This is a genomic window from Pseudomonas sp. ACM7 (assembly GCF_004136015.1).
Taxonomy (GTDB): domain Bacteria; phylum Pseudomonadota; class Gammaproteobacteria; order Pseudomonadales; family Pseudomonadaceae; genus Aquipseudomonas; species Aquipseudomonas frigoris.
In genome coordinates this window covers 3,510,330-3,535,553 of sequence record NZ_CP024866.1, presented here as the reverse complement: position 1 = coordinate 3,535,553, position 25,224 = coordinate 3,510,330, and the positions used below count along the sequence as shown (strand labels likewise).

Here is a 25,224-nt window from a genome sequence, read left to right as displayed (position 1 = left end):
TGGGGGCAACTCGGTCTTGAGGCTTACTTCTCAGGCATCGGCATCGGAAACGGCATGACATTGCCGACCGCGCCGCGGGCTTCGCTGATTTTCGGTGTGCCGAGGCGCTCGACCTCGTCGATCCGCACGATCGAATGCATCGGCACAAAGCTGCGCACAACGCCTTCGAACTGAGCCTTGAGCTTCTCTTCGCTCGGATCGACGACCACTTGCGTGCGCTCGCCAAAGACGAACTCTTCCACTTCCAGGAAGCCCCACAGATCACTTTGATAGATCTGCTTGGCATACATTTCGTACACCTGGCCCTGGTTGAGGAAAATCACCTTGTAGATTGGAGCTTCACGTTTGGTCATGGTGGGCGAGCAACACATCGGGGATAAAAATGAGGGCGCGAACTATAGCATAGCCGCCGGACGCACAGCGGTAGGAACCTTGGGACATGTTCCCTATAATGCGCGGTTCTTTGAATCACGTGATGACTCTGTCCATGGCCAAGAAGCTTTACATCGAAACCCACGGTTGCCAGATGAACGAGTACGACAGCTCGCGCATGGTCGATCTGCTGGGCGAACATCAGGCCCTGGAAGTCACCGCTCGCGCTGAAGATGCCGACGTGATCCTGCTCAACACCTGCTCGATCCGCGAACGCGCCCAGGACCGGGTGTATTCCCAACTCGGCCGCTGGCGCGAACTGAAACTGGCAAACCCGGACATGGTCATCGCCGTTGGCGGTTGCGTGGCCAGCCAGGAAGGCGCTGCAATTCGCGACCGCGCCCCTTACGTGGACGTGGTCTTCGGTCCGCAGACCCTGCACCGCCTGCCGGAAATGATCGACGCCGCCCGCGCTACCAAGCTGCCGCAAGTCGACGTCTCGTTTCCGGAAATCGAAAAGTTCGACCACTTGCCCGAACCGCGCATCGATGGCCCAAGCGCCTACGTGTCGGTCATGGAAGGCTGCAGCAAGTACTGCACGTTCTGCGTGGTGCCTTACACCCGCGGCGAAGAAGTCAGCCGACCTTTCGATGACGTGATCGCCGAGATCATGCACCTGGCTGAAAACGGCGTGCGCGAAGTGACCCTGCTGGGCCAAAACGTCAACGGTTACCGTGGGACCACTCACGATGGACGCCTGGCGGATCTCGCCGAGTTGATCCGGGTGGTGGCCGCCGTCGATGGCATCGACCGCATCCGCTACACCACCTCACACCCGCTGGAGTTCTCCGACAGCCTGATCCAGGCTCACGCCGACGTGCCGGAACTGGTCAAACACCTGCACTTGCCGGTGCAGTCGGGTTCGGACCGAATCCTGGCGGCGATGAAGCGCAACCACACCGCGCTGGAATACAAATCCAAACTGCGCAAACTGCGGGCCGCTGTGCCGGGGATTTGCATCAGTTCGGACTTCATCGTCGGCTTCCCGGGTGAGACCGAGAAAGACTTCGAACAGACCATGAAGCTGATCGAAGACGTCGGCTTCGACTTCTCCTACTCGTTCGTCTATAGCCAGCGCCCGGGTACTCCTGCTGCCGATCTGGCCGACGAAACGCCGGAAGAGCTGAAAAAAGAACGCCTGAACGCCCTGCAACATCGCCTGAACCAGCAAGGCTTCGAGATCAGCCGACAAATGGTCGGTTCGATCCAGCGGATCCTGGTGACCGATTATTCGAAAAAAGACCCCGGCGAACTGCAAGGCCGGACCGAGAATAACCGCATCGTCAATTTCCGCTGCGACAATCCGACGTTGATTGGTCAGTTCGCCGATGTGCACATTGATGCTGCTCAGCCGCACTCGCTGCGGGGCTCGTTGATTTCGTAACACCGCATTCCCCTGTGGGAGCGAGCTTGCTCGCGATTACGGTCTGACATTCAACATATAAGTCGTCTGTCATGCCGCCATCGCGAGCAAGCTCGCTCCCACAAGGGACGGTGTTTGGCGCTGGAATATTTAAGAGCTTTCGCACCCAGGCCACTGGCGTTATCCTTGATTTCATCTTAATTGCCCCAGGGCGGCTAAATACGACCTTGAACGCACCCATAGAACCACATCGTTTTATCCTCGAGCCTTTTGAAGCTCGCCGCTTCGCCAATCTGTGCGGGCAATTCGACGAGCATCTGCGCTTGATCGAACAGCGCCTGACCATCGAGATCCGCAACCGCGGAAACCAGTTCGAACTGATCGGCGAACCCAAGCACACCACCTCCGCGGAAAACCTCCTGCGCCGCCTGTACCGGGAAACCAAGGGTACCGAGCTGTCGCCGGACATGGTTCACCTGTTCCTGCAGGAATCGGCCGTCGAAGAGCTGGACAACGCCTCCCCCTCCGAACCTTCCGTCGCCCTGCGCACCAAAAAAGGCATGATTCGCCCTCGCGGCTTGAATCAGTTGCGCTATGTGAAGGAAATCCTCGGTAACGACATCAACTTCGGCATCGGCCCGGCCGGTACCGGCAAGACCTATCTGGCCGTTGCCTGCGCGGTAGACGCGCTGGAACGCGAGCAGATTCGCCGCATCCTGCTGGTGCGTCCGGCGGTTGAAGCGGGCGAAAAGCTCGGTTTCCTGCCCGGCGACTTGTCACAGAAGATCGACCCGTACCTGCGCCCGCTCTATGACGCACTCTACGAAATGCTCGGCTTCGAACACGTCGCCAAGTTGATCGAGCGTCAGGTGATCGAAGTCGCGCCGCTGGCCTACATGCGCGGTCGCACCTTGAACAACAGTTTCATCATCCTCGACGAAAGCCAGAACACCACCGTCGAGCAGATGAAGATGTTCCTGACCCGGATCGGCTTCGGCTCTACCGCAGTCATCACCGGTGACATCACCCAGGTCGACCTGCCGAAAGGCACCAAGTCCGGGCTGCACCATGTGATCGAAGTGCTGAAAGATGTGCCGGGTATTAGCTTCACCCATTTCAAACCCAAGGACGTTGTGCGCCATCCACTGGTGCAACGCATCGTCGAAGCCTACGAGCGCTTCGAGAATCGCGTGACCGATGAAGCCCCAAAGGACAGCCGCCGCGATGCTTGAGCTTGATCTGCAACTGGCTACCGAAGCGCCTGCCCCAAGCGAAGCCGAGTTCCGCCAATGGTGCGAACTGGCGCTGCGTCAGCGCACCGCTGACTCCGAGATGACTATTCGCCTGGTCGACGAAGCCGAAGGTCGTGAGCTCAATCACACCTGGCGGCAAAAGGATTACGCCACTAATGTTCTGTCGTTCCCCGCTGACGTTCCCGACGAATTTCTGGATATCCCGCTACTGGGCGATCTGGTGATCTGCGTGGCGGTGGTCGAGCGCGAAGCCGCCGAACAAGGCAAAGCTCTTAACGCCCATTGGGCGCATCTGGTGATTCACGGCTGCTTGCATCTGCTGGGTTACGACCATATAGATGACGATGAAGCCGAAGAAATGGAAGCACTGGAACGAACGTTGCTTGCAGAGTTGGGCTTTCCCGACCCGTATGCGGACGACGAAACAGACGCATCCCCTACCGTTACAACAAAGGATTCAGAGTAATCGCTATGAGCGAAGATCGATCGAGCAACGGGCAAAAGTCATGGCTGGGTAAGCTCACCCAGGCTTTTGCCCACGAGCCGAAGAACCGCCAGGAGCTGCTGGAGCTGCTGCGCGATGCACACCAAAACAAGTTGCTGGACAGCGAAGCGCTGGCCATCGTCGAAGGCGCCATCCAGGTTGCTGACCTGCAAGTACGGGACATCATGGTCCCGCGCTCGCAGATGATCAGCATCAAGGCGACCCAGACACCCCGCGAGTTCCTGCCTGCCGTGGTCGACTCGGCCCACTCCCGCTACCCGGTGATCGGCGAAAGCCACGATGACGTGATGGGCGTGTTGCTGGCCAAGGACTTGCTGCCGTTGATCCTCAAGGAGAACGGCGACAGCTTCAACATCAAGGACCTGCTGCGCCCGGCCACTTTCGTGCCTGAGTCCAAGCGCCTGAATGTGCTGCTGCGCGAGTTTCGCGCCAACCACAACCACATGGCCATCGTCATTGACGAATACGGCGGTGTGGCGGGCCTGGTGACCATCGAAGACGTGCTGGAACAGATCGTCGGCGACATCGAAGACGAGCATGACGTCGAAGAAGACAGCTACATCAAGCCGCTGCCCAGCGGTGATTTCCTGATCAAGGCCCTGACGCCGATCGAGAACTTCAACGAGTTCTTCGACAGCCAATTCTCCGATGACGAATTCGACACTGTCGGCGGTCTGGTGATGAGCGCGTTCGGGCACCTGCCAAAACGCAACGAAATCACTGAAATCGGCCCTTATCGCTTCCGCATCCTGAACGCCGACAGCCGTCGGATTCACCTGCTGCGCCTGACACCTATCGCCCGGTAATTCTAAGGATTGAAATGCATCGTCTGACCCGCCCCGGCTGGCCCGGTAACCTGCTGGCCGTGGTGGCCGGTGCAATCACCACCCTGGCGTTGGCGCCGTACGATATCTGGCCATTGGCACTGCTGGCGGTCGGTTTCTTCTATGCCGGCTTACGCGAGCTGAACCCCCGTCAGGCCCAGGGCCGTGGCTGGTGTTTCGGTTTCGGCCTTTTTGGCGCTGGCACCAGTTGGATCTACTACAGCATTCACCACTTCGGTGGCGCGTCGGTGCTGCTGGCCGGTTTCCTGATGCTGATCTTCACGGCGGCGATTGCCTGGTTCTTCGCCCTGCCCGCCTGGATCTGGGCACGCTGGCTGCGCCGTAACGAAGCGCCGCTGGCTGATGCCCTGGCGTTTGCGGCGCTGTGGGTCGGCCAGGAAGCCTTTCGCGGCTGGTTCCTGACCGGTTTCCCCTGGCTTTATTCCGGCTACAGCCAGCTCGACGGCCCGTTGGCCGGGCTCGCGCCACTCGGCGGGATGTGGCTGATCTCCTTCACCCTGGCCCTGACGGCCGCGCTGATCTACAACGCTTTGCGCCTGGTGCGCACTGGCCGCAAAGGTTTCATCGCCGCGGGTGTGTTGCTGCTGGTCGGCCCTTGGGTGGCCGGCATGGCGCTCAAGGAACACGCCTGGACAACCCCGGCGGGTGATCCGCTGAGTGTCGCGGCGATTCAGGGCAACATCGAACAGAGCATGAAGTGGGACCCGGCGCAGCTCAACGCGCAGTTGGCGCTGTACCGCGACATGAGCTTCAGCTCGAAACCGGTCGACTTGCTGATCTGGCCGGAAACGGCCATCCCGGTGCTCAAGGAGTCCGCCGAGGGCTACCTGAACATGATGGGAAGCTTCGCAGCAGAGCGTAAGTCCGCGCTGATTACCGGCGTACCGATTCGCGAGGAAGTCCATCACCAGAAGCGTTTCTACAACGGCATCACCGTCGCAGGTGAAGGCGATGGCACTTACCTCAAACAGAAGCTGGTGCCGTTTGGCGAATATGTTCCGTTACAAGACGTGCTTCGCGGACTGATCGCCTTCTTTGACCTGCCGATGTCGGACTTTGCCCGCGGCCCCGCCGATCAGCCGATGCTGCAGGCCAAGGGTTATCAAATTGCGCCGTTTATCTGCTACGAAGTGGTTTACCCGGAATTCGCCGCCAGCCTTGCGGCGCGTAGCGATCTGCTGCTGACCATCAGCAATGACACTTGGTTCGGCACGTCCATCGGCCCGCTGCAACACTTGCAAATGGCGCAGATGCGCGCACTGGAGGCCGGTCGCTGGATGATCCGCGCCACCAACAACGGCGTGACCGGTTTGATCAACCCGTTCGGCCAGATCACTGTCCAGATCCCGCAGTTCGAGCGCGGCATTTTGTACGGTGAAGTGGTGCCCATGCACAACCTGACGCCTTATCTGGAATGGCGTTCGTGGCCGCTGATCATTGTTTGCGTGTTGCTGTTTGGTTGGGCGCTGGTGGCTAGCCGGATGGCCAAGACCGTTTAGGTATTGCGGCGCCAGTAAAAAGATCGCAGCCTCGTTTCACTCGACAGCTCCTACACAGCTCCTACAGAGTACGCAATCCCCTGTAGGAGCTGTCGAGTGAAACGAGGCTGCGATCTTTTGATATTCAGCGGTAAAACAACGAATACCCGATCTGCCCCACCGCCTCATTCAACAACTGCCCGCTCTGCCAGATCGACTTGAATTCCGGCATCCAGCCACCCAGTGGCCGGGCGTTGTCCACGCCTAAAAACCCCACTGGTGCTGGCACCACTTCAAATCCTGCCTTTTTGAAACTCCAGACCGCTCGTGGCATGTGCCAGGCCTGAGTCACGACGACCACGCGCTTGATCCCTTCCGGCAACAACACTTGCGCGCTGAACTGCGCGTTCTCCCAGGTCGTGCGACTGCGCCCTTCTTGCCAGCGCACTGCCATGCCGAAATCATCGTGCAGCGAGTCCGCCATCAACTTCGCTTCGGTTGGCGGGGTGCCGTAATGCAGGCCTCCGCTGGTCAGAATCGGCAAACCGGAGGCCTTGGCCAGCCGCGCCGCATAGCGCTCGCGTTCCAGGCCCACGCCCGTTGGCTGGTCAGCGCCCCATGCCAGATCGCCCCGCTCACGCCCCGAACCGAGTACCACGATCGCGTCGGCGCGCTGACTCAGCGTTGCCCAATCGTCGCGGGCCAACGGCGCTTCACGCTCCAGCGCCTTGGCGCCCCACTGCACCACCACCGGCAAGCTCATCAGCCAGAAGCCGCCCACGCCCAGCGCAAAGCACAATCCGGCAAGGCGCGGTCTTGAGCGACGCAGCCACCAGGCAAGCACCAACAGCAGCAAAAAAATGCCGGGCGGAAACAGGAGTTGTTTAACGAAATATCGAAAAGGCATCGAGCATCTCCAAAAAGATGCCCGAAGCCTAAGTGGGTTGACGCAATGCGACAACAAATACGGAAGGACTATGCTTCACAAATACATCAGACATTACTTCCAGTGTCCTTACTTGAATTGCAAAGACCGGACCTTTACCGCGTCCCTGCCGGGAACCTTGTCCTTGAGCCAGATGATCTTGGCCGAACGTGGTGCGTCGAGTTGCTTCACTGCTTCTGACAAGCATCCGTGTGTCTCACGTTCACTGCGATCGAGATACGCCTGGACCAGTGCAAACTCTGCGGGGCTCAAGCCACGCAATTCCAGTTCCAGCGGACGCTCATCGCGTAACCGACCAGCGGTTTTTGCCGCGTCCAGGGCCATTCCCAGACGATCGATCAGTCTTTCGTACAGCTCCGGTTTTGTAACTTTTTGCCGTGACTCAACCATCCCTCACCTCATTGAAGATAAGACTCACTCCCCATTTAGAGCTTAGCTTCCATGAACAAACCGGCTGAATGCTGCGACCAACGGCCCTCGCAGCGGTTTTTGGGCGACCCGCAGCAGTAATCAGGGTTTCCCTCGGTAGAGTGCGGTCATGTATGCTACGGCGCTTCCTGTAACTCCACTTCCAGCTCGTCCGGGCACCGAAACGCCGATTTGGCGTGATCACCGTCCAGCGTTGCATTGAAGAGGATTAGGCCACCCCTATTCAGTTCAAAAGTAGCCATGCACGAACAATATCAGCCCCGTGAAATCGAAGCCGCCGCCCAGTCGTTCTGGGACGAGCAAAAGTCCTTTGAAGTCAGTGAACAGCCAGGCAAGGAGACTTTCTACTGCCTGTCGATGTTCCCTTACCCCAGCGGCAAGCTACACATGGGGCACGTGCGCAACTACACCATCGGCGACGTGATCTCCCGCTACCAGCGCATGCAAGGCAAGAACGTCCTGCAACCCATGGGTTGGGATGCCTTCGGCATGCCGGCGGAAAACGCCGCGATGAAGAACAACGTAGCGCCCGCCAAGTGGACCTACGAAAACATCGCCTACATGAAAACCCAGCTGCGCAGCCTGGGCCTGGCGGTGGACTGGTCCCGCGAAGTCACCACCTGCAAGCCTGATTACTACCGCTGGGAACAATGGCTGTTCACTCGCCTGTTCGAAAAAGGCGTGATTTACAAAAAAAGCGGCACCGTGAACTGGGACCCGGTCGATCAGACCGTTCTGGCCAACGAACAGGTGATCGACGGTCGCGGCTGGCGTTCCGGCGCCCTGATCGAAAAGCGCGAAATCCCGATGTACTACTTCAAGATCACCGCTTACGCGGATGAGCTGCTGGAGAGCCTCGACGAACTGACTGGCTGGCCTGATCAGGTCAAGACCATGCAGCGCAACTGGATCGGCAAATCCCGCGGCATGGAAGTGCAGTTTCCGTACAACGTCGACTCCATCGGCGAAACCGGCGCGCTGAAAGTCTTCACCACCCGCCCGGACACCTTGATGGGCGCAACCTACGTTGCCGTGGCCGCCGAACACCATCTGGCCACCCTGGCCGCGCAGAACAACCCTGAGCTGCAAGCGTTCATCGCTGAATGCAAGGGCGGCAGCGTCGCCGAAGCCGACGTCGCCACTCAAGAGAAAAAAGGCCTGCGCACTTCGCTGTTCGTCGAGCACCCGCTGACCGGTGAGAAACTCCCGGTGTGGGTCGCCAACTATGTGCTGATGCACTACGGCGATGGCGCGGTCATGGCAGTACCAGCTCATGACGAACGTGATTTCGAGTTCGCCACCAAGTACAACCTGCCGATCAAGTCCGTGGTGCGCACCAGCTCCGGTGACACCAACCCGGCTCCGTGGCAGGACGCTTATGGCGAGTACGGCACGCTGATCAACTCCGGTGAGTTCGACGGCCTGGACTTCGTTGGTGCGTTCGACGCTATTGAAGTCGCGCTGATCAAGAAGAACCTCGGCGCCTCGCGTACCCAGTTCCGCCTGCGCGACTGGGGCATCAGCCGCCAGCGCTACTGGGGCTGCCCGATCCCGATCATCCACTGCAACACCTGCGGTGATGTGCCGGTCCCGGAAGATCAGTTGCCAGTCGTGTTGCCGGAAGACGTCGTACCGGACGGCGCTGGTTCGCCATTGGCGCGCATGCCTGAGTTCTACGAGTGCAGCTGCCCGAAATGCGGCGCACCGGCCAAGCGTGAAACCGACACCATGGACACCTTCGTCGAGTCCTCGTGGTACTACGCCCGTTACGCCTCGCCGCACTATGAAGGCGGTCTGGTGGAAAAATCGGCGGCCGACCATTGGTTACCGGTGGACCAGTACATCGGCGGTATCGAACACGCCATTCTTCACCTGCTCTACGCGCGCTTCTTCCACAAGCTGATGCGCGATGAAGGCCTGGTGAGCTCCAATGAGCCGTTCAAGAACCTGCTGACCCAAGGCATGGTGATCGCCGAGACTTACTATCGTCGCGAAGCCAACGGTGCCTATACGTGGTTCAACCCGGCGGACGTCGAACTCGAACGCGACAGCAAAGCCAAAGTAATTAGCGCCAAGCTGATCGCAGACGGCCTGCCGGTGGAAATTGGCGGCACCGAGAAGATGGCCAAGTCGAAGAACAACGGCGTTGACCCTCAGTCGATGATCGATCAGTTCGGTGCAGACACCTGCCGCCTGTTCATGATGTTCGCCTCGCCACCTGACATGAGCGCGGAATGGTCCGACTCCGGAGTGGAAGGTTCGCACCGCTTCCTCAAGCGTGTCTGGCGCCTGGCTCAAGCCCACGTCACTCAGGGCCTGCCGGGCAAACTGGACGTCGCCGGCCTGAATGACGAGCAGAAAGCCATTCGCCGTTCGATCCACCAGGCCATCAAGCAGGCCAGCCACGACGTCGGCCAGAACCACAAATTCAACACCGCCATCGCCCAGGTGATGACGCTGATGAACGTGCTGGAAAAAGCCCCGCAAGGCACCGAACAGGATCGCGCGCTGGTTCACGAAGGTCTGGAAACCGTGGTCCTGCTGCTGGCGCCAATCACTCCGCACATCAGCCATGAGCTGTGGCATCGCCTGGGTCACGCCGATCCGGTGATCGACGCCGCTTGGCCGGTGCTGGACGAAAGCGCGTTGGTGCAGGACAGCTTGCAACTGGTCATCCAGGTCAACGGCAAGCTGCGCGGCCACATCGAAATGCCCGCCAGCGCCAGCCGCGAAGAAGTCGAAGCCGCCGCACGGGCCAACGAGAACGTGCTGCGCTTTGTCGACGGTCTGACCATTCGTAAAGTGATCGTAGTGCCCGGGAAACTGGTCAATATCGTCGCCAGCTAATTGGATCAGGCGCCAGGTCATACCTGGCGCCGAGTAAAACCTTTCGGGCCGCAAGATCGGCCCACATGGTTTCAAGGGGAGCAACAAGATGATCAAACGCAATTTGCTGGTGATGGGCCTTGCGGTCCTGTTGAGCGCCTGCGGTTTCCAGCTGCGCGGCACCGGCACCACTGAACTGGCGATCAAGGAACTCGACCTGAGCGCCCGCAACGCCTACGGCGAAACCGTGACTCAACTGCGCCAGGTACTCGAAAGCAGCGGCGTCAAGGTTTACACCGGTGCCCCTTACAAACTGGTGCTGACCGATGAGCAGGAAAGCCAGCGCATTCTCAGCTACGCAGGTGCCGGTCGCACTGGCGAGTATCAGGTGACTACGGTGCTGAACTACGATATCCGTGGTGGGCGCAACCTTTCGCTGCTGAGCGACAAGCTCGAAGTGCAGAAGGTCTTCATGCACGACGGCAACAACCTGGTGGGTTCCGACCAGGAAGGCAACGACGCCCGCAAGGAAACCCGTCGTGAACTGGTTCAACGGATGATGCTGCGCCTGCAACAGCTCACGCCGACCCAGCTGGATCAGCTGCAACAGACCGCCGAAGCCAGAGCCAAGGCTGAAGCCGATGCACTGGAAGCGGCGCAGAAGGCTGAAGCGCAAACACCGCGACAGTCGCCAATCGAACTGCCGCAGCAGTAAGACTTACGGGGCGCTCAGGCGCCCCGTTCGCCCTCGCCTATGAAACTCGCCCCCGCCCAACTCGCCAAACACCTGCAAGGTGCCCTCGCGCCGGTCTACATCATCAGTGGCGATGACCCACTGCTGTGTCAGGAAGCCGCCGATGCCATTCGTGCCGCCGCCCGCCAACAGGGATTCGACGAACGCCAGGTCTTCGCCGCCGACGCCAGTTTCGACTGGGGAACGTTGCTGCAAGCCGGCGCGAGCATGTCGTTGTTCGCCGAAAAGCGCCTGCTGGAACTGCGTCTGCCGTCCGGCAAACCAGGTGACAAAGGCGCTGCTGCGTTTATCGAGTACTGTTCACGGCCGGCCGAAGACACGGTGTTGCTGATCAGCCTGCCCAAGCTTGATGGCAGTGCACAGAAAACCAAGTGGGGCAAGGCGCTGGTCGAAGGCCAGCAGACCCAGTTCGTGCAAATCTGGCCGATAGAGGCCAACCAGTTGCCGAGCTGGATCCGTCAACGATTGTCCCAGGCCGGGCTTTCCGCCAGTCAGGACGCCGTCGAGCTGATCGCAGCACGGGTCGAGGGCAACCTGCTGGCGGCAGCCCAGGAAATCGAAAAGCTCAAGCTGATGGCCGAAGGTGGTCAGATCACCGTCGAAACCGTGCAAGCGGCGGTGGCCGACAGTGCGCGCTTCGATGTCTTTGGCCTGACCGATGCGATTCTCAACGGCGAAGCGGCTCATGCCCTGCGCATGCTCGAAGGCCTGCGCGGTGAAGGCGTCGAACCACCGGTGATTCTCTGGGCGCTGGCCCGGGAGCTGCGTCTGCTGGCCAACCTGTCACTGCAATACAGCCAGGGCGTGCCGCTGGACAAAGCCTTCAGCTCTGCCCGACCGCCGGTCTGGGACAAACGCAAACCATTGATGAGCAAAGCCTTGCAACGCTACTCGGCGCAACGCTGGGCGCAGCTATTACTGGAAGCTCAGCGCATCGACGCACAGATCAAAGGCCAGGCGGCCGGTTCACCGTGGATGAGCCTCAGTCGATTGTCGTTGTTGATGGCCGGCCAACGGCTGAACTTGCCTGCCGAGTAAACACGCCCTCTGTAGCAGCTGGCGAAGCCTGCGTTCGGCTGCGAAGCAGTCGCAAAATAAGGTGACGCGGTGTGTCTGATGATTCCGGATTCAGGGATTACGACTGCTGCGCAGCCGGACGCAGGCTTCGCCAGCTGCTACAAGTTCTGTGATCAGCGAAAGATCCTACGCAATGTGGGGACTAGACAGAACCCCGACTTCGGCCGATGATTTGCCCCGCAAAACCCACTCACTTGCGAGAAATCATCATGAGCAAAAAGCCATCCAAAAATGGCCCAAACAAGGCCAAATCCATCATCGCCCAGCCACTGTTCCGCAGCCGTCAGGAACCAGCCGGCAAGGGCAAAGGCAGCTACCGCCGCGAAGCCTTCCAGTCTAATAGCTGGGAGGCTTCTTACTTTCTGGCGGCCTGAAAGGCAAGCGCTCGCTCAACATGTTAAGGTCTGTACCTGATTCGTACTCCCTGGACCCGTGCATGCCCCTTTGTATTTCCCGTCGTTGGCCCCTGCGCCAACTGATAGCTGCCTCCAGCCTCGTTTTGCTAGTCGCCTGCGCGGAAAAACCGACCGCAGCCGACGCCAAGCCGCTTCAGACCCTCCCCGTCGCGACAGCCCCTGCGGTCATTCCGCCCGTGGTGCCGACCGGTGAAAACCTCGACATCCAGCCAACCCAGACCTTCGCCGAATGGCAGGCGGGTTTCCGCAAGGACGCTCTGGCCGCCGGTATCCGCGCCGATCTGTTCGACCGCGCCTTCGCCAATGTCAGCCTCGACACCAGCGTGATCCGCGCCGACCGCAGCCAGCCAGAATTCTCCCGCCCGGTGTGGGAATACCTCGACGGTGCGCTTTCGCCGCTGCGGGTACGCAATGGTCAGGCACTGGCCAACCAGTACGCCGACATCCTGCAAAGCATCGAACAGCGCTACGGCGTCGATCGTCAGGCACTGGTCTCGGTGTGGGGCATGGAAAGTAACTTCGGGCAGTTTCAGGGCAACAAGTCGGTGATTAATTCCCTGGCGACCCTGGCCTATGAAGGTCGGCGCCCCGGGTTTGCCCACGCGCAACTGATCGCCGCCCTGCAGATCCTGCAACAGGGTGATATCGAGCCGGAGAAAATGCTTGGCTCCTGGGCTGGTGCCATGGGCCAGACCCAGTTCATCCCGACCACCTACAACACCCACGCCGTAGACTTCGATGGCGACGGCCGCCGCGACATCTGGGGCAGCCCGGCCGACGCGCTGGCCTCGACGGCGCATTACCTGCAAAGCTCGGGCTGGCAGAAAGGCCAGCCGTGGGGCTTTGAAGTGCAGCTGCCGGGCAGTTTCAACTACATCCTGGCCGATGGCACGATTCGCAAGAGCGTCGCTGAATGGCTGCAACTGGGCGTCACCCTGCCCAATGGCGGCCAGGTTCCGCCAGGCTCCGAACACCTGTCAGCCGCCCTGCTGCTGCCGGCCGGTTACCGTGGCCCGGCGTTCCTGGTCCTCGACAACTTCCGCGCGATCCTCAAGTACAACAATTCGTCGTCCTACGCCTTGGCCGTTAGCCTGTTGTCCGAGCGTTTCAACGGTGCCGGCCTGATCAACGGCACATGGCCGAAAGATGATTTGCCGCTGAGCCGTACCGAGCGGATCGAACTGCAAAGCCTGCTGAGCGCGCAGAACTATGACGCAGGCAACGCCGACGGCATTATCGGCGCCAACACCCGCAAAGCGATCCGCAGCGCCCAGCAGTCGTTTGGCTGGCCGGCGGATGGGTATCCGACGCACAAGTTGCTCGAAGGACTGCGTAACCGATAGTCAGCCGTATGGCGGATGCCGCCTTCACGAGCAAACCCGCTCCCACATTGGCACCGCGTATCCCCTGTGGGAGCGGGCTTGCTCGCGAAGACTGACTAATAAGCAACCACTATCTAGCGCCTGACGACCACATCCTGCTCCAACACCAACGCCTTGTTCCCCGCATCTAACCTGACCAGCGCACCCATCGGCAACGTCAGGTTCGGATCGCAATGCCCGCTGCGCCACCCGGACAACACCGGTATCCGCAACGGCTCGAAGGTCTGCTTGAGCAAGCGCTCCAGAGAAACCGTATCAACCCCCGCCACATCCCCCACCAGAACCCCGCGCAGCTTGTGCAGCGTGCCGGCCAGACGCAGATGAGTCAGCAGCCGGTCGATCCGATACAACGGCTCGTTGATGTCCTCGATAAACAGGATGACGCCCTCGGCATCCAACTCATACGGCGTGCCCATGGTCGCTGCAATCAGCGACAAATTGCCCCCCAGCAAACGCCCGTGAGCGATACCAGGCTCGATTGTGGTCAACGGGTAGGCCACCGGGTGCGTTAACACGCTACCGGCCTTCACCTGTCCTCTGAGCATGTTGAAGAATGAAGACTCGGTAGGTTTTTGCTTGTCACCCAGCAGGTCGGCGTTGAGCATCGGGCCATGAAAGGTCACGAAGCCCGCATAACGGCTGATCGCCAAGTGCAGCGCGGTGATGTCGCTGTAGCCGATGAACGGCTTGGCATTGTTGCGCAGCAGTTCAAAGTCGATGCGATCGAGCAACCGCGGCGTACCGTAACCCCCACGCAAGCAAATGATGGCGTCGACCTCACTGTCGGCAAACGCCGCGTGCAGGTCATTGAGCCGAGCATCGTCGCTGCCGGCCAGATAATCATCTTTCTCGTACACGCCAGGGAAAATCCGCAGTGAATATCCGCGAGCGCTCATCCAGGCGATGGCTTTATCGGCGTCCAACGGTGCGGGACCAGCGGGCGCAATAACGCCAATCAGCCCTTCCGACGGCAAGGCCGGAACGGGTGCGTGAGGACAGAGCGTGTGAGTCGGTCGAACGGTCATCCATGAATCTCCCTGCGTGAACACTTCAGCACACAGTAGTCAGGAACGGGGACAAACAGAAGAGGGTCAGTCGCCCCGCAGGTTGCAGGAAAAAGCGCTGATTGCCGTGGGCAAGGCAAAAAAACGCCCGCAAGGCGCAATGCCTTGCGGGCGTTTTCATGTCTTGCAGCCGATCAGGACGACATCAGCTCGGCCTTGACCAGTTTCGCCTGCTCGTCGGCGTGGTACGAGGAACGTACCAGAGGGCCGGAAGCGACGTTCTTGAAGCCCATCTTGTAACCTTCCTCGGCGAACCAGGCGAACACGTCCGGGTGCACGAAACGCTGGACCGGCAAGTGGCTGCGGGACGGTTGCAGGTACTGGCCCAGGGTCAGCATGTCGATGTCGTGTTCACGCATGCGCTTCATGACTTCGATCACTTCTTCGTCGGTCTCGCCCAGACCCAGCATCAGGCCGGACTTGGTCGGAATGTGCGGCATCATTTGCTTGAAACGTTGCAGCAGGGTCAGCGACCACTGGTAATCCGAACCCGGACGCGCAGCCTTGTACAGGCGCGGCACGGTTTCCAGGTTGTGGTTGAACACATCCGGCGGCTCGGCAGCGGTGATCTCCAGCGCAACGTCCATACGACCGCGGTAGTCCGGAACCAGGGTTTCGAGCTGTACGTTCGGCGACAGCTTGCGGATCTCGCGGATGCAATCGGCAAAGTGCTGGGCACCACCGTCACGCAGGTCATCGCGGTCTACCGAGGTGATCACCACGTACTTGAGTTTCAGGTCGGCAATGGCGATGGCCAGGCTTTCCGGCTCGTTGGTGTCCAGTGGCTTCGGACGACCGTGGCCAACGTCGCAGAACGGGCAGCGACGGGTGCAGATGTCGCCCATGATCATGAAGGTCGCGGTGCCGCCGGAGAAGCATTCGCCCAGGTTCGGGCAGGACGCCTCTTCGCAGACACTGTGCAGCTTGTGTTTGCGCAGCAGGGCCTTGATGCGGTCGACTTCCGGGGAAACCGGGATACGCACGCGAATCCAGTCAGGTTTCTTCGGCAGTTCGGTGGTCGGAATGATCTTCACCGGGATACGTGCAACCTTCTCGGCGCCGCGCAGCTTGACGCCGGCTTCAACCTTGGCACGCGGGGCCGGACGCTCGGTGACATCCAGCGTCGGGATCATGGTTTGCACTGCATCAGTAGTCATATCAGTCGATTCCGCCCGTTAGGGTCGTCTGCTCAGCATAGTCGAGGTGTTTGACGAGCTGCGCGCGCAGCCGGGCACTTACCTCGGCAAATTCAATCGATCCTGCGTGATCGCTCAGCTGGGTCATCGCCAGCCCGGCGTAGCCGCAGGGATTAATCCGTCGAAACGGTTCCAGGTTCATGTCCACATTCAGGGCCAGGCCATGAAAGGAGCAACCGTGGCGGATCCGCAGACCCAGAGAAGCGATTTTCGCCCCATTGACGTAGACACCCGGTGCATCCGGCTTGGCCACGGCGGTCACGCCGTAGCTGGCCAGCAACTCGATCAGGCATTGTTCCATGCGGCTGACCAGGTCACGCACGCCGAAACCCAGCTTGCGCACATCGAGCAACAGGTAGGCCACCAATTGGCCGGGACCGTGATAAGTCACCTGACCACCGCGATCAACCTTTACTACCGGAATATCCCCCGGGAGCAACAAGTGCTCAGCCTTGCCGGCCTGTCCCTGGGTGAACACCGGTGGATGCTCGACCAGCCAGATCTCGTCCGCGGCATCACTGCCGCGTTCGTTGGTGAAGCGTTGCATGGCATGCCAGACCGGCTCGTAAGCCATCTGGCCGAGCTCGCGAAAGCCCAGCGTGCCAGACATCACAGCACCATGTGCACGAAACCGGTAGCCCGCAACTCGCTGTTGATGTCGTACAGCTGTTCTTGACCGGTGGCGATGATGTGCAACTGGATGGTCGTGTACTTGCCGTTGGTACTCTGGCGCTCGGCCAGGGTCTTGTGGTCAACGGTCGCGTGTTTCTCAAGGATTGCGATGATCTTGTCCTTGAAACCCACGCCTGTGTCGCCGATCACCTTGATAGGGTAATCCGCGCAGGGAAATTCGATTTTTGGCGCCTTTACTTCGTTGTCTGTCATGGCGTAACGGCCTCGTAAGCCGTGGCAACGGACATGGCCCCGTTCCGGATTGGAACAGGGCCATGCAAGTCCACACTAATTCAGTTGAACAAGCCGTAGAAGAATAGACGGATGCTATCCCACATGCGGCGGAAGATACCACCCTCGTCGACCGCGTCCAGAGCGATCAGATCAGCGCTATGCACGACTTTGTCGTCCAGCTTCACTTCGACTTTACCGATTACGTCGCCCTTGGCGATTGGCGCAACCAGTTGCGGGTTCATGGTCATGCTGGCGGCGAGCTTTTTCAGCTGGCCTTTTGGCAGGGTCATGGTCAGGTCTTCAGCCAGGCCGGCCTTGACTTGATTGGTGGTGCCTTTCCAGACAGGAGCCTGAGCCAGCTCGGCGCCTTTCTGATAGAACGTCTGGGTTTCGAAGAAGCGGAAACCGTAGGTCAACAGCTTCTGGGTTTCGGAGGCGCGAGCCACTTCGCTGCTGGTGCCGAACACCACAGCGATCAGGCGCATGCCATCACGCACGGCCGAAGACACCATGCAATAGCCGGCTTCGTCGGTGTGGCCGGTTTTCAGGCCGTCGACCGTTTTGTCGCGCCACAGCAGCAGGTTACGGTTTGGTTGCTTGATGCCGTTCCAGAAGAACTCTTTCTGCGAGTAGATCGCGTAGTGAGCTGGGTCTTCGTGGATGATCGCGCTAGCCAGCACCGCCATGTCGTGAGCCGACGAGTAGTGCTCAGGGTTCGGCAGACCGGTCGGGTTCATGAAGTGGCTGTTGGTCATGCCCAGATCGGCCACGGTTTTGTTCATCATGTCAGCGAAGGCGTCTTCGCTGCCGGCGATGTGCTCGGAGAGCGCAACACTGGCGTCGTTACCCGACTGAATGATGATGCCGTGCAGCAGGTCGCTGACAGTGACTTGCGAGCCGACCTTGATGAACATCCGCGAACCGCCGGTACGCCAGGCGTTTTCGCTGACGGTCACCGGATCGTTTTCGCCGATCTGGCCACGACGGATTTCCAGGGTCGCGATGTACGCGGTCATCAGCTTGGTCAGGCTGGCCGGCGGCAGACGCTGGTCACCGTTGTTCTCCACCAGCACGTTGCCGCTGCTGGCGTCCATGAGTACGTAGGCTTTGGCGGCCAGTTGCGGTGGCGACGGCATCATCTCGACCGCGAAAGCGGCAGGCGAGAGGAGCAGCGGGACTAGCAGGCACAGGCGTTTGGCAAAGGTGGTGATGTTCATCCGTCTCTCGAAATCGCTAATGGAAACTGCCCAAGGGCAAAACTAATCAGACAGCTTTCAGGCTTTGTCCAAAAATGCCTGCGCGACGATCATGCGGCGTTAAAAACAGGCTCGGAATGCTCATGTAGGTCCCCTACACTCCGCTTCCTCACCGGTTTTTGCCTTGCCTGATCGCCGCTCGGCGAGTTTTCGAACAAACCCTACGAGCTGTCGCGTGTTCAGTTGTTCACTCAGAACCCTTGCCGGGCTTTTGTTCTTCAACGAGCCAACAACCCGGTTCGCCCCCCAAACCGCAAGCGAACCGTCAATCAAGTACTACGTATTACTCGGCGGTGACCAGGCTCGGCGAACCGAGATTGGCCAAGCGCACACTGTTCTGCACCTGCTGGATTTCACCCGGCGAGCCGATCGGCCCCATGCGTACCCGATGCAGGGTCTGTTGATTGCGCACGATCGAACTGATGAACACCGGAGCGCTCACCATCCCGCTGAGCTTCGATCTCAGGAGCTCTGCAGCGTCCGGGTTGGCGAACGCGCCCACCTGCAGATACTGGCCAGAGGCTGGTACAGAAGCGTTTTTTTTTGCATCGATCGGGACGGGCACAACGGCCGCGGCGTGCTGCTGCGGCGGTGGTGTCCATTGTTCGACGGTGCCGGCCGAAGCCGTAATCGTCGGGGTGCTTTTTTGCGAGATTTGCGGCTCGTTAAGCATCAAAGGCGCCGGACGGCCTTTGGCTGCCCACCATTGTTGCGGGTCAATGCCTTCGACCTTGACCCGCGCGGTACCAGTTTCGGCATAGCCGAGCTTCTTGGCGGCCGCGTAGGACAAGTCGATGATTCGGTCCGAGTAGAACGGCCCGCGGTCGTTGACTCGCAGGACTACGCTCTTGTTGTTGTCCAGGTTGGTCACCCGAACGTAACTGGGCAGCGGCAAGGTCTTGTGAGCAGCACTCATGCCGTACAGGTCGTAAACCTCGCCATTGGCGGTGTTCTGACCGTGGAACTTGGTGCCATACCAGGACGCAGTGCCCGAGGCCACGTAGGTCTTGGATTCCTGCAACGGGAAATAAGTCTTGCCCAGCACGGTGTATGGGTTGGCTTTATAAGGACCTGTATGCAGGGTCGGCGTGGCATCCGGGATGCGCGATACATCGACGTCCCACCACGGCGCGCCATCTTTGTGCGCGCGGTTGATGTCCAGGCCTGGCGCTGCGCGCACGGCGGTGGAAGACTTCTGGGTCGGCGCACGGCTGGTCGAACAACTGGCGACCAGCACCGCCAACGCGGCGAATGCCATCAGCTTCAGGGGTTTATTCATAGGCAATGCCCGCATTACTTGACGCCCCGTGCTTGGACCAGCTGTTCAGACAGTTGATGTACGGCCATGGCGTACATCACGCTGCGGTTATAACGCGTGATTGCGTAAAAATTCGTCAGGCCCATCCAGTATTCGGGGCCATTGTCACCTTCCAGGCGGAAAGCCGTGACCGGCATATCATCGCGCAGCGCATCATGACTTGACCACCCCAGCGCCCGCAACTCCCCGACGGTTTTAGTCGGTTCGATGCCCGTGGTCAAACCTTCGTCCACGTGTTCGCCACGCACATCGGCGCGGCTGACCACCGGTTCACCGGCGACCCAGCCGTGACGCTTGAAATAACTGGCGACGCTGCCAATGGCATCGTCCGGATTGGTCCAGATATTAATGTGGCCGTCACCGTCAAAATCCACCGCGTAGGCGCGAAAACTGCTCGGCATGAACTGCGGCAAACCCATCGCGCCGGCGTAAGAGCCTTTGAGGGTCAGCGGATCGACCTGCTCTTCCCGGGCCAGCAACAGGAACTCACGCAATTCCTTGCGGAAAAATTCGGCACGGGGAGGATAGTCGAAACCCAGGGTCGACAAGGCGTCGATTACTCGAAAATTGCCGGTATTGCGGCCGAAAAAGGTCTCAACGCCGATGATGGAGACGATGACCTGCGCCGGCACGCCGTATTCCTGCTCGGCACGGGCCAGTACCGCCTCGTGCTGGCGCCAGAAGTCCACACCACGGGCGATGCGCGCGTCGGTGATGAACATCGGGCGATACTCGTTCCACTGCTTGACCCGCTCGGCCGGTTTCGAGATCGCGTCCAGAATCGACTGCTTGCGCTCGGCTTCGCGGAACACGCCCATCAGCTGTTCACCGGCAAAACCGTAGTCGCGGGTCATTTCACCGACGAATTCGGCCACCTGCGGTGAGCCTTCGTAATCGCCGGCCAACGCTTCCTGCGCTGTGCCAAGGATGCTTACCAGGCCGACCCATGGCGCATATCGAGTCGCCCAGCCACGCATTACTTGCATTGAAATCTTCACCTTATTCAAACCTGAGCGATCCACTTACGATGGGTATGGATCGACATCAAAACCCCAAACGCTGACAGCAGCGTCACCAGCGAAGTTCCTCCGTAGCTAATGAACGGCAACGGCACCCCCACAACCGGCAACAGGCCACTGACCATACCGATGTTGACGAAAACGTAAACAAAAAACGTCATGGTCAGGCTGCCCGCGAGCAATTTGCCGAACAATGTCTGGGCCTGGGCAGTAATCACCAGTCCGCGGCCGATCAACAGCAGGTAAATCAGCAGCAGTGCGCAGATACCCACCAGGCCGAATTCTTCGCCCATGACCGCAATAATGAAGTCGGTGTGGCTTTCCGGCAGGAAGTCCAGGTGCGACTGGGTGCCGAGCAGCCAGCCCTTGCCGAACACACCGCCGGAACCGATGGCGGCTTTCGATTGAATGATGTTCCAGCCAGTGCCCAGCGGATCGCTTTCCGGATCGAGGAAGGTCAGGATTCGCTGTTTCTGGTAGTCGTGCATGATGAAGAACCACATCGCGACGGCCACCGGCACGGCGGCGGCGATTACGCTGATGATCCAGCGCCAGCGCAAGCCGCCCATGAACAACACGAAAGCGCCACCGGCGAGGATAAGCAGCGAAGTACCAAGATCGGGCTGACGCACGATCAGGATAAACGGCAAGCCGATCAGAAACAGACTGACGCCCACATGCTTGAGCTGCGGCGGCAAGGTGCGCTTGGACAGATACCAGGCGATGGTCGCCGGCATCAGGATCTTCATGAACTCCGAGGGCTGGAAGCGGATCACCCCGGGAATGTTGATCCAGCGTGTGGCGCCCATGGCGTTGTGGCCCATGACATCCACCACCACCAGCAACAGCACGCCGAGGACATAACCGACTGGCACCCAACGGGCCATGAAGCGCGGCTCGAATTGGGCGATGACGATCATCGACACCAGGCCGATGCCGAACGAGGTAGCCTGCTTGGCCAGCAGATCCCAGCTCTTGCCGCTGGCCGAATACAGCACGAACAGGCTGCCGGCGGCGAGGGTCAGCAGCAGGATCAGCAACGGCCCGTCGATGTGCATGCGTTGCAACAGCGTCGCGCGGCGACGCATCACATCCTCGCTGGAGAGGATGCGATCGAAATTACTCTTCACGGGCCGTAGCCTCCGCACTGATAGGGCTGGCGTATTCGGCCTTCAACCGACCGTCCTGGTCCAGAAGCCAGGCGTCCATGATTTGACGCACCACGGGCGCTGCGACGCCGGAACCGGACTCGCCGTTCTCGACCATCACCGACACCACGATTTGCGGATTGTCGGCTGGTGCGAAGCCGACGAACAAGGCGTGGTCGCGATGGCGTTCCTGAACCTTGGAGCGGTCGTACTTCTCGCCCTGCTTGATCGCGACGACCTGGGCCGTACCACTTTTGCCGGCAATCCGGTATTGAGCGCCAATCGATGCCTTGCGCGCGGTACCACGGGCACCGTGCATCACCTGTTGCATGCCGTGGTTGACCTTGGTCCAGTCGGACGGGTCGCGCAGGATGATGTCCGGCATCGGGTTTTCATCCTTCGGCCGCTCGCCTTCGACGGTCTTGGCCAGGTGCGGACGGTTCCAGACACCCTTGTTCGCGACCAGCGCCGTGGCCTGGGCCAGTTGCAATGGCGTTGATTGCATGTAGCCCTGACCAATCCCCAGAATCAGCGTTTCGCCCGGGAACCAGGCCTGACGCCGGGTTGCACGCTTCCATTCACGTGTAGGCATCAGCCCCGGCGACTCTTCGAACATGTCCAGCGAAACCTTCTGGCCGATGCCGAATTTGCTCATGTACGCCGACAAGCGATCGATTCCCAGTTTGTGGGCCAGGTCGTAGAAGTAGGTGTCGTTGGACCGCATGATCGCCGTGTCCAGATCGACGTAGCCGTCACCGGTACGGTTCCAGTTCCGGTATTTGTGATCGTAGTTGGGCAACTGGTAATAGCCGGGGTCATACACCCGACTCGACGCGTTCACAACGCCAGAATCCAGGCCGGCAATTGCCACAGCCGGTTTGATGGTCGAGCCCGGCGGGTACAGGCCGCGCAGCACGCGGTTGAACAGTGGCCGGTCGATGGAATCGCGCAGCTCGGAATAGGCCTTGAAACTGATGCCGGTGACGAACAGGTTCGGGTCAAAACTCGGCTGACTGACCATCGCCAGGACTTCGCCGGTTTTCGGGTCCAGCGCCACCACTGCGCCACGGCGACCGCCGAGTGCAGCTTCGGCGGCCTCCTGCAATTTGATGTCCAGGCTCAGGACGATGTCCTTGCCGGAAACCGGTTCGGTACGTTTGAGCACCCGCAGCACGCGGCCACGCGCGTTGGTCTCGACTTCTTCGTAACCGACCTGACCGTGCAATTCGGGCTCGTAGAAGCGCTCGATGCCGGTTTTGCCAATTTGATGGGTGCCGCTGTAACTCACCGGGTCCAGAGACTTGAGCTCTTTCTCGTTGATCCGCCCCATATATCCCACCGAATGCGCAAAGTGCGCGCCCTGCGGATAGTGACGAACCAGCTGCGCGACCACTTCCACGCCCGGCAGACGGAACTGGTTCACCGCGATGCGGGCGATCTGTTCTTCGGTCAGCTCGAACAGGATCGGCACCGGCTCGAACGGCCGACGCCCCTGACGCATGCGCTTCTCGAAGATCACTCGGTCTTCGGGCGTCAGCTCCAGCACTTCGACAATGACGTCGAGTACTTGCTGCCAGTCGCCGGAGCGCTCGCGGGTCATGCTCAGGCTGAAGCTGGGCCGGTTATCCGCCACCACCACGCCATTGCGATCGAAGATCAAGCCCCGAGTCGGCGGAATCGGCTGCACATGGACGCGGTTGTTTTCCGACAGGGTCGAGTGGTACTCGTACTGGATCACCTGAAGGAAATACAGCCGCGCGATCAGCACACCGATCAGCGTCACGACCGCAATTGCCCCGAACACGACGCGGCCACGCACTAGACGGGCGTCTTTTTCGTGGTCCTTGATGCGGATCGGCTGGGGCATGAGGGCAGAACTACTTGTGGTAAGGGTGGCCGGACAGGACTGTCCAGGCACGATACAGCTGTTCGCCGATCAGGATTCGCACCAGCGGGTGCGGCAACGTCAACGGCGAGAGCGACCAGCGCTGATCGGCCCGGGCACAGACTTCCGGCGCCAGCCCTTCGGGGCCGCCGACCATGAAATTCACCGTGCGCGAGTCCAGCCGCCAGCGATCGAGCTCGACCGCCAGCTGCTCGGTGCTCCAGGGCTTGCCGTGGACTTCGAGGGTCACAACGCGCTCGTTCGGCCCGACCTTGGCCAGCATGGCTTCGCCTTCCTGACGGATGAAGCGCGCCACGTCGGCGTTCTTGCCACGGGTGTTGAGCGGTATTTCCACCAGTTCCAGCGCCAGCTCGGACGGAAGACGCTTGGCATATTCATGCCAGCCTTCTTCCACCCACTTGGGCATGCGTGAACCGACGGCGATCAGTCGCAGTCGCACAGCGGTCCCTTATTGCTGGTCTTTGTTGAGCTTGACGAAGTGCTCATGGGTGTTTTCCGGGCTGTGGTGAGCCGCGTTCAGAGCACGGCTCTGTTCTGCACCGGACCACAGACGCTCCAGGTCGTAAAACTGACGAGCCGAAGCGGTCATCATGTGCACGATGACATCATCCATATCCAGCAGCACCCAGTCGCTGTCGCCCTTGCCTTCTTCACCCAGTGGCTTGACGCCCAGGGCTTTGACGGCTTCGCGGACCTTGTCCAGCATCGCGCCGATCTGGCGGTTGGAGGTACCGGTAGCGATGATCATGAAGTCAGTGATGCTCTGCTTTTCACGAACGTCGATTACCTGAATGTCCTGGCCTTTCACGTCTTCCAGGGCCGCTACGGCAACCTTGACCAGCTCTTCGCCGCGCAGCTCAGGGCCGGTTGGAACCTCTACTGGCAGCGGGGCGCTCTTGAACGTGCCTTTGCGCTTTACTTTAGTTACGTCTTTGTCAGTCATATAAAACTCGTTTTGCTCGTATGTTCGGGCGCTTCGGTACACGCGTTCACGTGTTTTGAAGCGCTCCCTTTTTCAGTTCGACGCACGGTAGAGTCCGTGCGCATCGATGTAGGCCAGGACCGCGTCGGGCACCAGGAAACGTACCGACTTACCGCTGGCCAGCAGTTGACGGATCTGGGTGGCGGATACCGCGAGCGGTGTCTGCCAGACGAATGCAATCTGTCCGCTCGGCCCTTTGAGGGCCAGCGGGTCGCTCACCGAGCGTGCCGCCAACAGATTGCGCAAGGCATCCGGCGGTTCGCTGTCGGCATCCGGGCGTTGCAGCACCAGGATGTGGCAATGCTGGAGCAACTCTTCCCAGCGGTGCCAAGTGGGCAGGCCGCAAAATGCGTCCCAGCCCAAAAGTAGAAAAACCTGGTCGGAGGCGGCAAGTTCTGCGCGCATCAGTTCCAGGGTGTCGATGGTGTAGGACGGTTTGTCCCGCTGCAGTTCGCGGGCGTCCACCACCAACGGCGCCACACCGGCCACCGCGCACTCGACCATCGCCAGACGGTCTTTCGCCGACACCTGCGGCGTACCGCGATGAGGTGGTCTGGCACTGGGTGTCAGACGCAGCTCATCGAGCGCCAGCGATTCGGCGACTTCCAGCGCACTGCGCAAATGGCCGATGTGCACCGGGTCGAAGGTTCCGCCCAGCATGCCAATGCGTCGAGGCGCAGGCTCACTGGCGGTGACCGGGGCTGACAAGTCGAGGTCGCCCAA

Annotated in this window: 25 protein-coding genes; 10 read left to right on the top strand and 15 right to left on the bottom strand. The window is 60.1% G+C overall.

All coding sequences use genetic code 11. From position 1 onward, the window contains the following. Window positions 1-23: 23 nt before the first annotated feature. Window positions 24-353: a DUF1820 family protein gene (locus CUN63_RS16670; RefSeq protein ID WP_007894425.1), complete on the bottom strand. Its 330-nt coding sequence runs from the start codon at window positions 351-353 to the stop codon at window positions 24-26. Window positions 354-487: 134 nt separating this feature from the next. Between CUN63_RS16670 and miaB the strand changes: the two genes are divergently transcribed. The 5 genes from miaB (at window position 488) to lnt (ending at window position 5,897) form a co-directional block, all read left to right on the top strand. After that, window positions 488-1,816: a tRNA (N6-isopentenyl adenosine(37)-C2)-methylthiotransferase MiaB gene (gene miaB, locus CUN63_RS16665; protein WP_165353324.1), complete on the top strand. Its 1,329-nt coding sequence runs from the start codon at window positions 488-490 to the stop codon at window positions 1,814-1,816. A gap of 206 nt (window positions 1,817-2,022) precedes the next feature. Further along, window positions 2,023-3,027, top strand: coding sequence for a PhoH family protein (locus CUN63_RS16660; RefSeq protein WP_129440918.1), 1,005 nt, complete (start codon window positions 2,023-2,025; stop codon window positions 3,025-3,027). After that, complete coding sequence (ybeY, locus tag CUN63_RS16655; protein WP_129440917.1) at window positions 3,020-3,514, top strand: rRNA maturation RNase YbeY; 495 nt, start codon at window positions 3,020-3,022, stop codon at window positions 3,512-3,514. Before CUN63_RS16660 ends, ybeY begins: the two co-directional genes overlap by 8 nt. Before the next feature lie 5 nt (window positions 3,515-3,519). Further along, complete coding sequence (locus tag CUN63_RS16650; RefSeq protein ID WP_008152854.1) at window positions 3,520-4,359, top strand: HlyC/CorC family transporter; 840 nt, start codon at window positions 3,520-3,522, stop codon at window positions 4,357-4,359. 14 nt (window positions 4,360-4,373) lie between these two features. Then, window positions 4,374-5,897, top strand: coding sequence for an apolipoprotein N-acyltransferase (gene lnt, locus CUN63_RS16645; RefSeq protein WP_129440916.1), 1,524 nt, complete (start codon window positions 4,374-4,376; stop codon window positions 5,895-5,897). 124 nt (window positions 5,898-6,021) lie between these two features. On the opposite strand, the gene CUN63_RS16640 is transcribed toward lnt, so the two are convergent. Together CUN63_RS16640 and CUN63_RS16635 are read right to left on the bottom strand one after the other, a co-directional pair. Beyond that, window positions 6,022-6,783, bottom strand: coding sequence for a YdcF family protein (locus tag CUN63_RS16640; protein ID WP_129440914.1), 762 nt, complete (start codon window positions 6,781-6,783; stop codon window positions 6,022-6,024). A 108-nt stretch (window positions 6,784-6,891) separates the two neighbouring features. Continuing rightward, window positions 6,892-7,212 (bottom strand): hypothetical protein, encoded by a 321-nt coding sequence (locus CUN63_RS16635; protein ID WP_129440912.1) that lies wholly within the window; start codon window positions 7,210-7,212, stop codon window positions 6,892-6,894. A 279-nt stretch (window positions 7,213-7,491) separates the two neighbouring features. Between CUN63_RS16635 and leuS the strand changes: the two genes are divergently transcribed. The 5 genes from leuS to CUN63_RS16610 all read left to right on the top strand — a co-directional run bounded on the left by leuS (window position 7,492) and on the right by CUN63_RS16610 (window position 13,667). Then, entirely contained in the window at window positions 7,492-10,098 is a 2,607-nt protein-coding gene (gene leuS, locus CUN63_RS16630) for a leucine--tRNA ligase (RefSeq protein WP_129440910.1), read from the top strand. Window positions 10,099-10,186: 88 nt separating this feature from the next. Next, the gene (lptE, locus tag CUN63_RS16625; protein WP_129440908.1) at window positions 10,187-10,792 is read left to right on the top strand and encodes an LPS assembly lipoprotein LptE; all 606 of its coding nucleotides are present in this window, start codon (window positions 10,187-10,189) and stop codon (window positions 10,790-10,792) included. A gap of 39 nt (window positions 10,793-10,831) precedes the next feature. Continuing rightward, window positions 10,832-11,869 carry a DNA polymerase III subunit delta gene (gene holA, locus CUN63_RS16620; RefSeq protein ID WP_111451165.1) on the top strand — a complete coding sequence of 346 codons (1,038 nt, stop codon included), beginning with the start codon at window positions 10,832-10,834 and terminating at the stop codon, window positions 11,867-11,869. 248 nt (window positions 11,870-12,117) lie between these two features. Continuing rightward, window positions 12,118-12,282 (top strand): alternative ribosome rescue factor ArfA, encoded by a 165-nt coding sequence (gene arfA / locus CUN63_RS16615; RefSeq protein WP_008152840.1) that lies wholly within the window; start codon window positions 12,118-12,120, stop codon window positions 12,280-12,282. Between the two features lie 62 nt (window positions 12,283-12,344). Further along, on the top strand, window positions 12,345-13,667 hold the full coding sequence (locus CUN63_RS16610; RefSeq protein WP_129440906.1) for a lytic murein transglycosylase: 1,323 nt from the start codon (window positions 12,345-12,347) through the stop codon (window positions 13,665-13,667). 113 nt (window positions 13,668-13,780) lie between these two features. Here CUN63_RS16610 and CUN63_RS16605 read toward each other — a convergent pair whose 3' ends face one another. The 12 genes from CUN63_RS16605 to nadD all read right to left on the bottom strand — a co-directional run bounded on the left by CUN63_RS16605 (window position 13,781) and on the right by nadD (window position 25,224). Continuing rightward, window positions 13,781-14,731: an LD-carboxypeptidase gene (locus CUN63_RS16605; protein WP_129440904.1), complete on the bottom strand. Its 951-nt coding sequence runs from the start codon at window positions 14,729-14,731 to the stop codon at window positions 13,781-13,783. Window positions 14,732-14,904: 173 nt separating this feature from the next. After that, window positions 14,905-15,927 carry a lipoyl synthase gene (lipA, locus tag CUN63_RS16600; RefSeq protein WP_008152832.1) on the bottom strand — a complete coding sequence of 341 codons (1,023 nt, stop codon included), beginning with the start codon at window positions 15,925-15,927 and terminating at the stop codon, window positions 14,905-14,907. Between the two features lies 1 nt (window position 15,928). Beyond that, the gene (gene lipB / locus CUN63_RS16595) at window positions 15,929-16,576 is read right to left on the bottom strand and encodes a lipoyl(octanoyl) transferase LipB (RefSeq protein ID WP_008152829.1); all 648 of its coding nucleotides are present in this window, start codon (window positions 16,574-16,576) and stop codon (window positions 15,929-15,931) included. Then, the gene (locus CUN63_RS16590) at window positions 16,576-16,851 is read right to left on the bottom strand and encodes a DUF493 domain-containing protein (protein ID WP_129440902.1); all 276 of its coding nucleotides are present in this window, start codon (window positions 16,849-16,851) and stop codon (window positions 16,576-16,578) included. The genes lipB and CUN63_RS16590 overlap by 1 nt, the downstream gene beginning before the upstream one ends. Before the next feature lie 80 nt (window positions 16,852-16,931). Then, window positions 16,932-18,089, bottom strand: coding sequence for a D-alanyl-D-alanine carboxypeptidase family protein (locus CUN63_RS16585; RefSeq protein ID WP_129440900.1), 1,158 nt, complete (start codon window positions 18,087-18,089; stop codon window positions 16,932-16,934). Window positions 18,090-18,411: 322 nt separating this feature from the next. Next, window positions 18,412-19,422 (bottom strand): septal ring lytic transglycosylase RlpA family protein, encoded by a 1,011-nt coding sequence (locus CUN63_RS16580; RefSeq protein ID WP_129440898.1) that lies wholly within the window; start codon window positions 19,420-19,422, stop codon window positions 18,412-18,414. Further along, complete coding sequence (mltB, locus tag CUN63_RS16575; RefSeq protein ID WP_129440896.1) at window positions 19,422-20,432, bottom strand: lytic murein transglycosylase B; 1,011 nt, start codon at window positions 20,430-20,432, stop codon at window positions 19,422-19,424. Before mltB ends, CUN63_RS16580 begins: the two co-directional genes overlap by 1 nt. Window positions 20,433-20,449: 17 nt before the next feature. Continuing rightward, window positions 20,450-21,553, bottom strand: coding sequence for a rod shape-determining protein RodA (gene rodA / locus CUN63_RS16570; RefSeq protein WP_046055582.1), 1,104 nt, complete (start codon window positions 21,551-21,553; stop codon window positions 20,450-20,452). Between the two features lie 31 nt (window positions 21,554-21,584). Then, window positions 21,585-23,480 carry a penicillin-binding protein 2 gene (mrdA, locus tag CUN63_RS16565; RefSeq protein ID WP_129440892.1) on the bottom strand — a complete coding sequence of 632 codons (1,896 nt, stop codon included), beginning with the start codon at window positions 23,478-23,480 and terminating at the stop codon, window positions 21,585-21,587. 10 nt (window positions 23,481-23,490) lie between these two features. Then, entirely contained in the window at window positions 23,491-23,958 is a 468-nt protein-coding gene (gene rlmH / locus CUN63_RS16560; protein WP_007937439.1) for a 23S rRNA (pseudouridine(1915)-N(3))-methyltransferase RlmH, read from the bottom strand. Between the two features lie 9 nt (window positions 23,959-23,967). Then, complete coding sequence (gene rsfS, locus CUN63_RS16555) at window positions 23,968-24,462, bottom strand: ribosome silencing factor (protein WP_046055550.1); 495 nt, start codon at window positions 24,460-24,462, stop codon at window positions 23,968-23,970. 72 nt (window positions 24,463-24,534) lie between these two features. Then, window positions 24,535-25,224 carry a nicotinate-nucleotide adenylyltransferase gene (gene nadD, locus CUN63_RS16550; protein ID WP_256657754.1) on the bottom strand — a complete coding sequence of 230 codons (690 nt, stop codon included), beginning with the start codon at window positions 25,222-25,224 and terminating at the stop codon, window positions 24,535-24,537.

Coding starts and splice junctions, on each gene's coding strand:
- CUN63_RS16670 (WP_007894425.1), bottom strand. CDS start 353: ATGACCAAACGTGAAGCTCCAATCTACAAGGTGATTTTCCTCAACCAG.
- miaB (WP_165353324.1), top strand. CDS start 488: ATGGCCAAGAAGCTTTACATCGAAACCCACGGTTGCCAGATGAACGAG.
- ybeY (WP_129440917.1), top strand. CDS start 3,020: ATGCTTGAGCTTGATCTGCAACTGGCTACCGAAGCGCCTGCCCCAAGC.
- CUN63_RS16650 (WP_008152854.1), top strand. CDS start 3,520: ATGAGCGAAGATCGATCGAGCAACGGGCAAAAGTCATGGCTGGGTAAG.
- lnt (WP_129440916.1), top strand. CDS start 4,374: ATGCATCGTCTGACCCGCCCCGGCTGGCCCGGTAACCTGCTGGCCGTG.
- CUN63_RS16640 (WP_129440914.1), bottom strand. CDS start 6,783: ATGCCTTTTCGATATTTCGTTAAACAACTCCTGTTTCCGCCCGGCATT.
- CUN63_RS16635 (WP_129440912.1), bottom strand. CDS start 7,212: ATGGTTGAGTCACGGCAAAAAGTTACAAAACCGGAGCTGTACGAAAGA.
- leuS (WP_129440910.1), top strand. CDS start 7,492: ATGCACGAACAATATCAGCCCCGTGAAATCGAAGCCGCCGCCCAGTCG.
- lptE (WP_129440908.1), top strand. CDS start 10,187: ATGATCAAACGCAATTTGCTGGTGATGGGCCTTGCGGTCCTGTTGAGC.
- holA (WP_111451165.1), top strand. CDS start 10,832: ATGAAACTCGCCCCCGCCCAACTCGCCAAACACCTGCAAGGTGCCCTC.
- arfA (WP_008152840.1), top strand. CDS start 12,118: ATGAGCAAAAAGCCATCCAAAAATGGCCCAAACAAGGCCAAATCCATC.
- CUN63_RS16610 (WP_129440906.1), top strand. CDS start 12,345: ATGCCCCTTTGTATTTCCCGTCGTTGGCCCCTGCGCCAACTGATAGCT.
- CUN63_RS16605 (WP_129440904.1), bottom strand. CDS start 14,731: ATGACCGTTCGACCGACTCACACGCTCTGTCCTCACGCACCCGTTCCG.
- lipA (WP_008152832.1), bottom strand. CDS start 15,927: ATGACTACTGATGCAGTGCAAACCATGATCCCGACGCTGGATGTCACC.
- lipB (WP_008152829.1), bottom strand. CDS start 16,576: ATGTCTGGCACGCTGGGCTTTCGCGAGCTCGGCCAGATGGCTTACGAG.
- CUN63_RS16590 (WP_129440902.1), bottom strand. CDS start 16,851: ATGACAGACAACGAAGTAAAGGCGCCAAAAATCGAATTTCCCTGCGCG.
- CUN63_RS16585 (WP_129440900.1), bottom strand. CDS start 18,089: ATGAACATCACCACCTTTGCCAAACGCCTGTGCCTGCTAGTCCCGCTG.
- CUN63_RS16580 (WP_129440898.1), bottom strand. CDS start 19,422: ATGCGGGCATTGCCTATGAATAAACCCCTGAAGCTGATGGCATTCGCC.
- mltB (WP_129440896.1), bottom strand. CDS start 20,432: ATGCAAGTAATGCGTGGCTGGGCGACTCGATATGCGCCATGGGTCGGC.
- rodA (WP_046055582.1), bottom strand. CDS start 21,553: ATGCGTCGCCGCGCGACGCTGTTGCAACGCATGCACATCGACGGGCCG.
- mrdA (WP_129440892.1), bottom strand. CDS start 23,480: ATGCCCCAGCCGATCCGCATCAAGGACCACGAAAAAGACGCCCGTCTA.
- rsfS (WP_046055550.1), bottom strand. CDS start 24,462: ATGACTGACAAAGACGTAACTAAAGTAAAGCGCAAAGGCACGTTCAAG.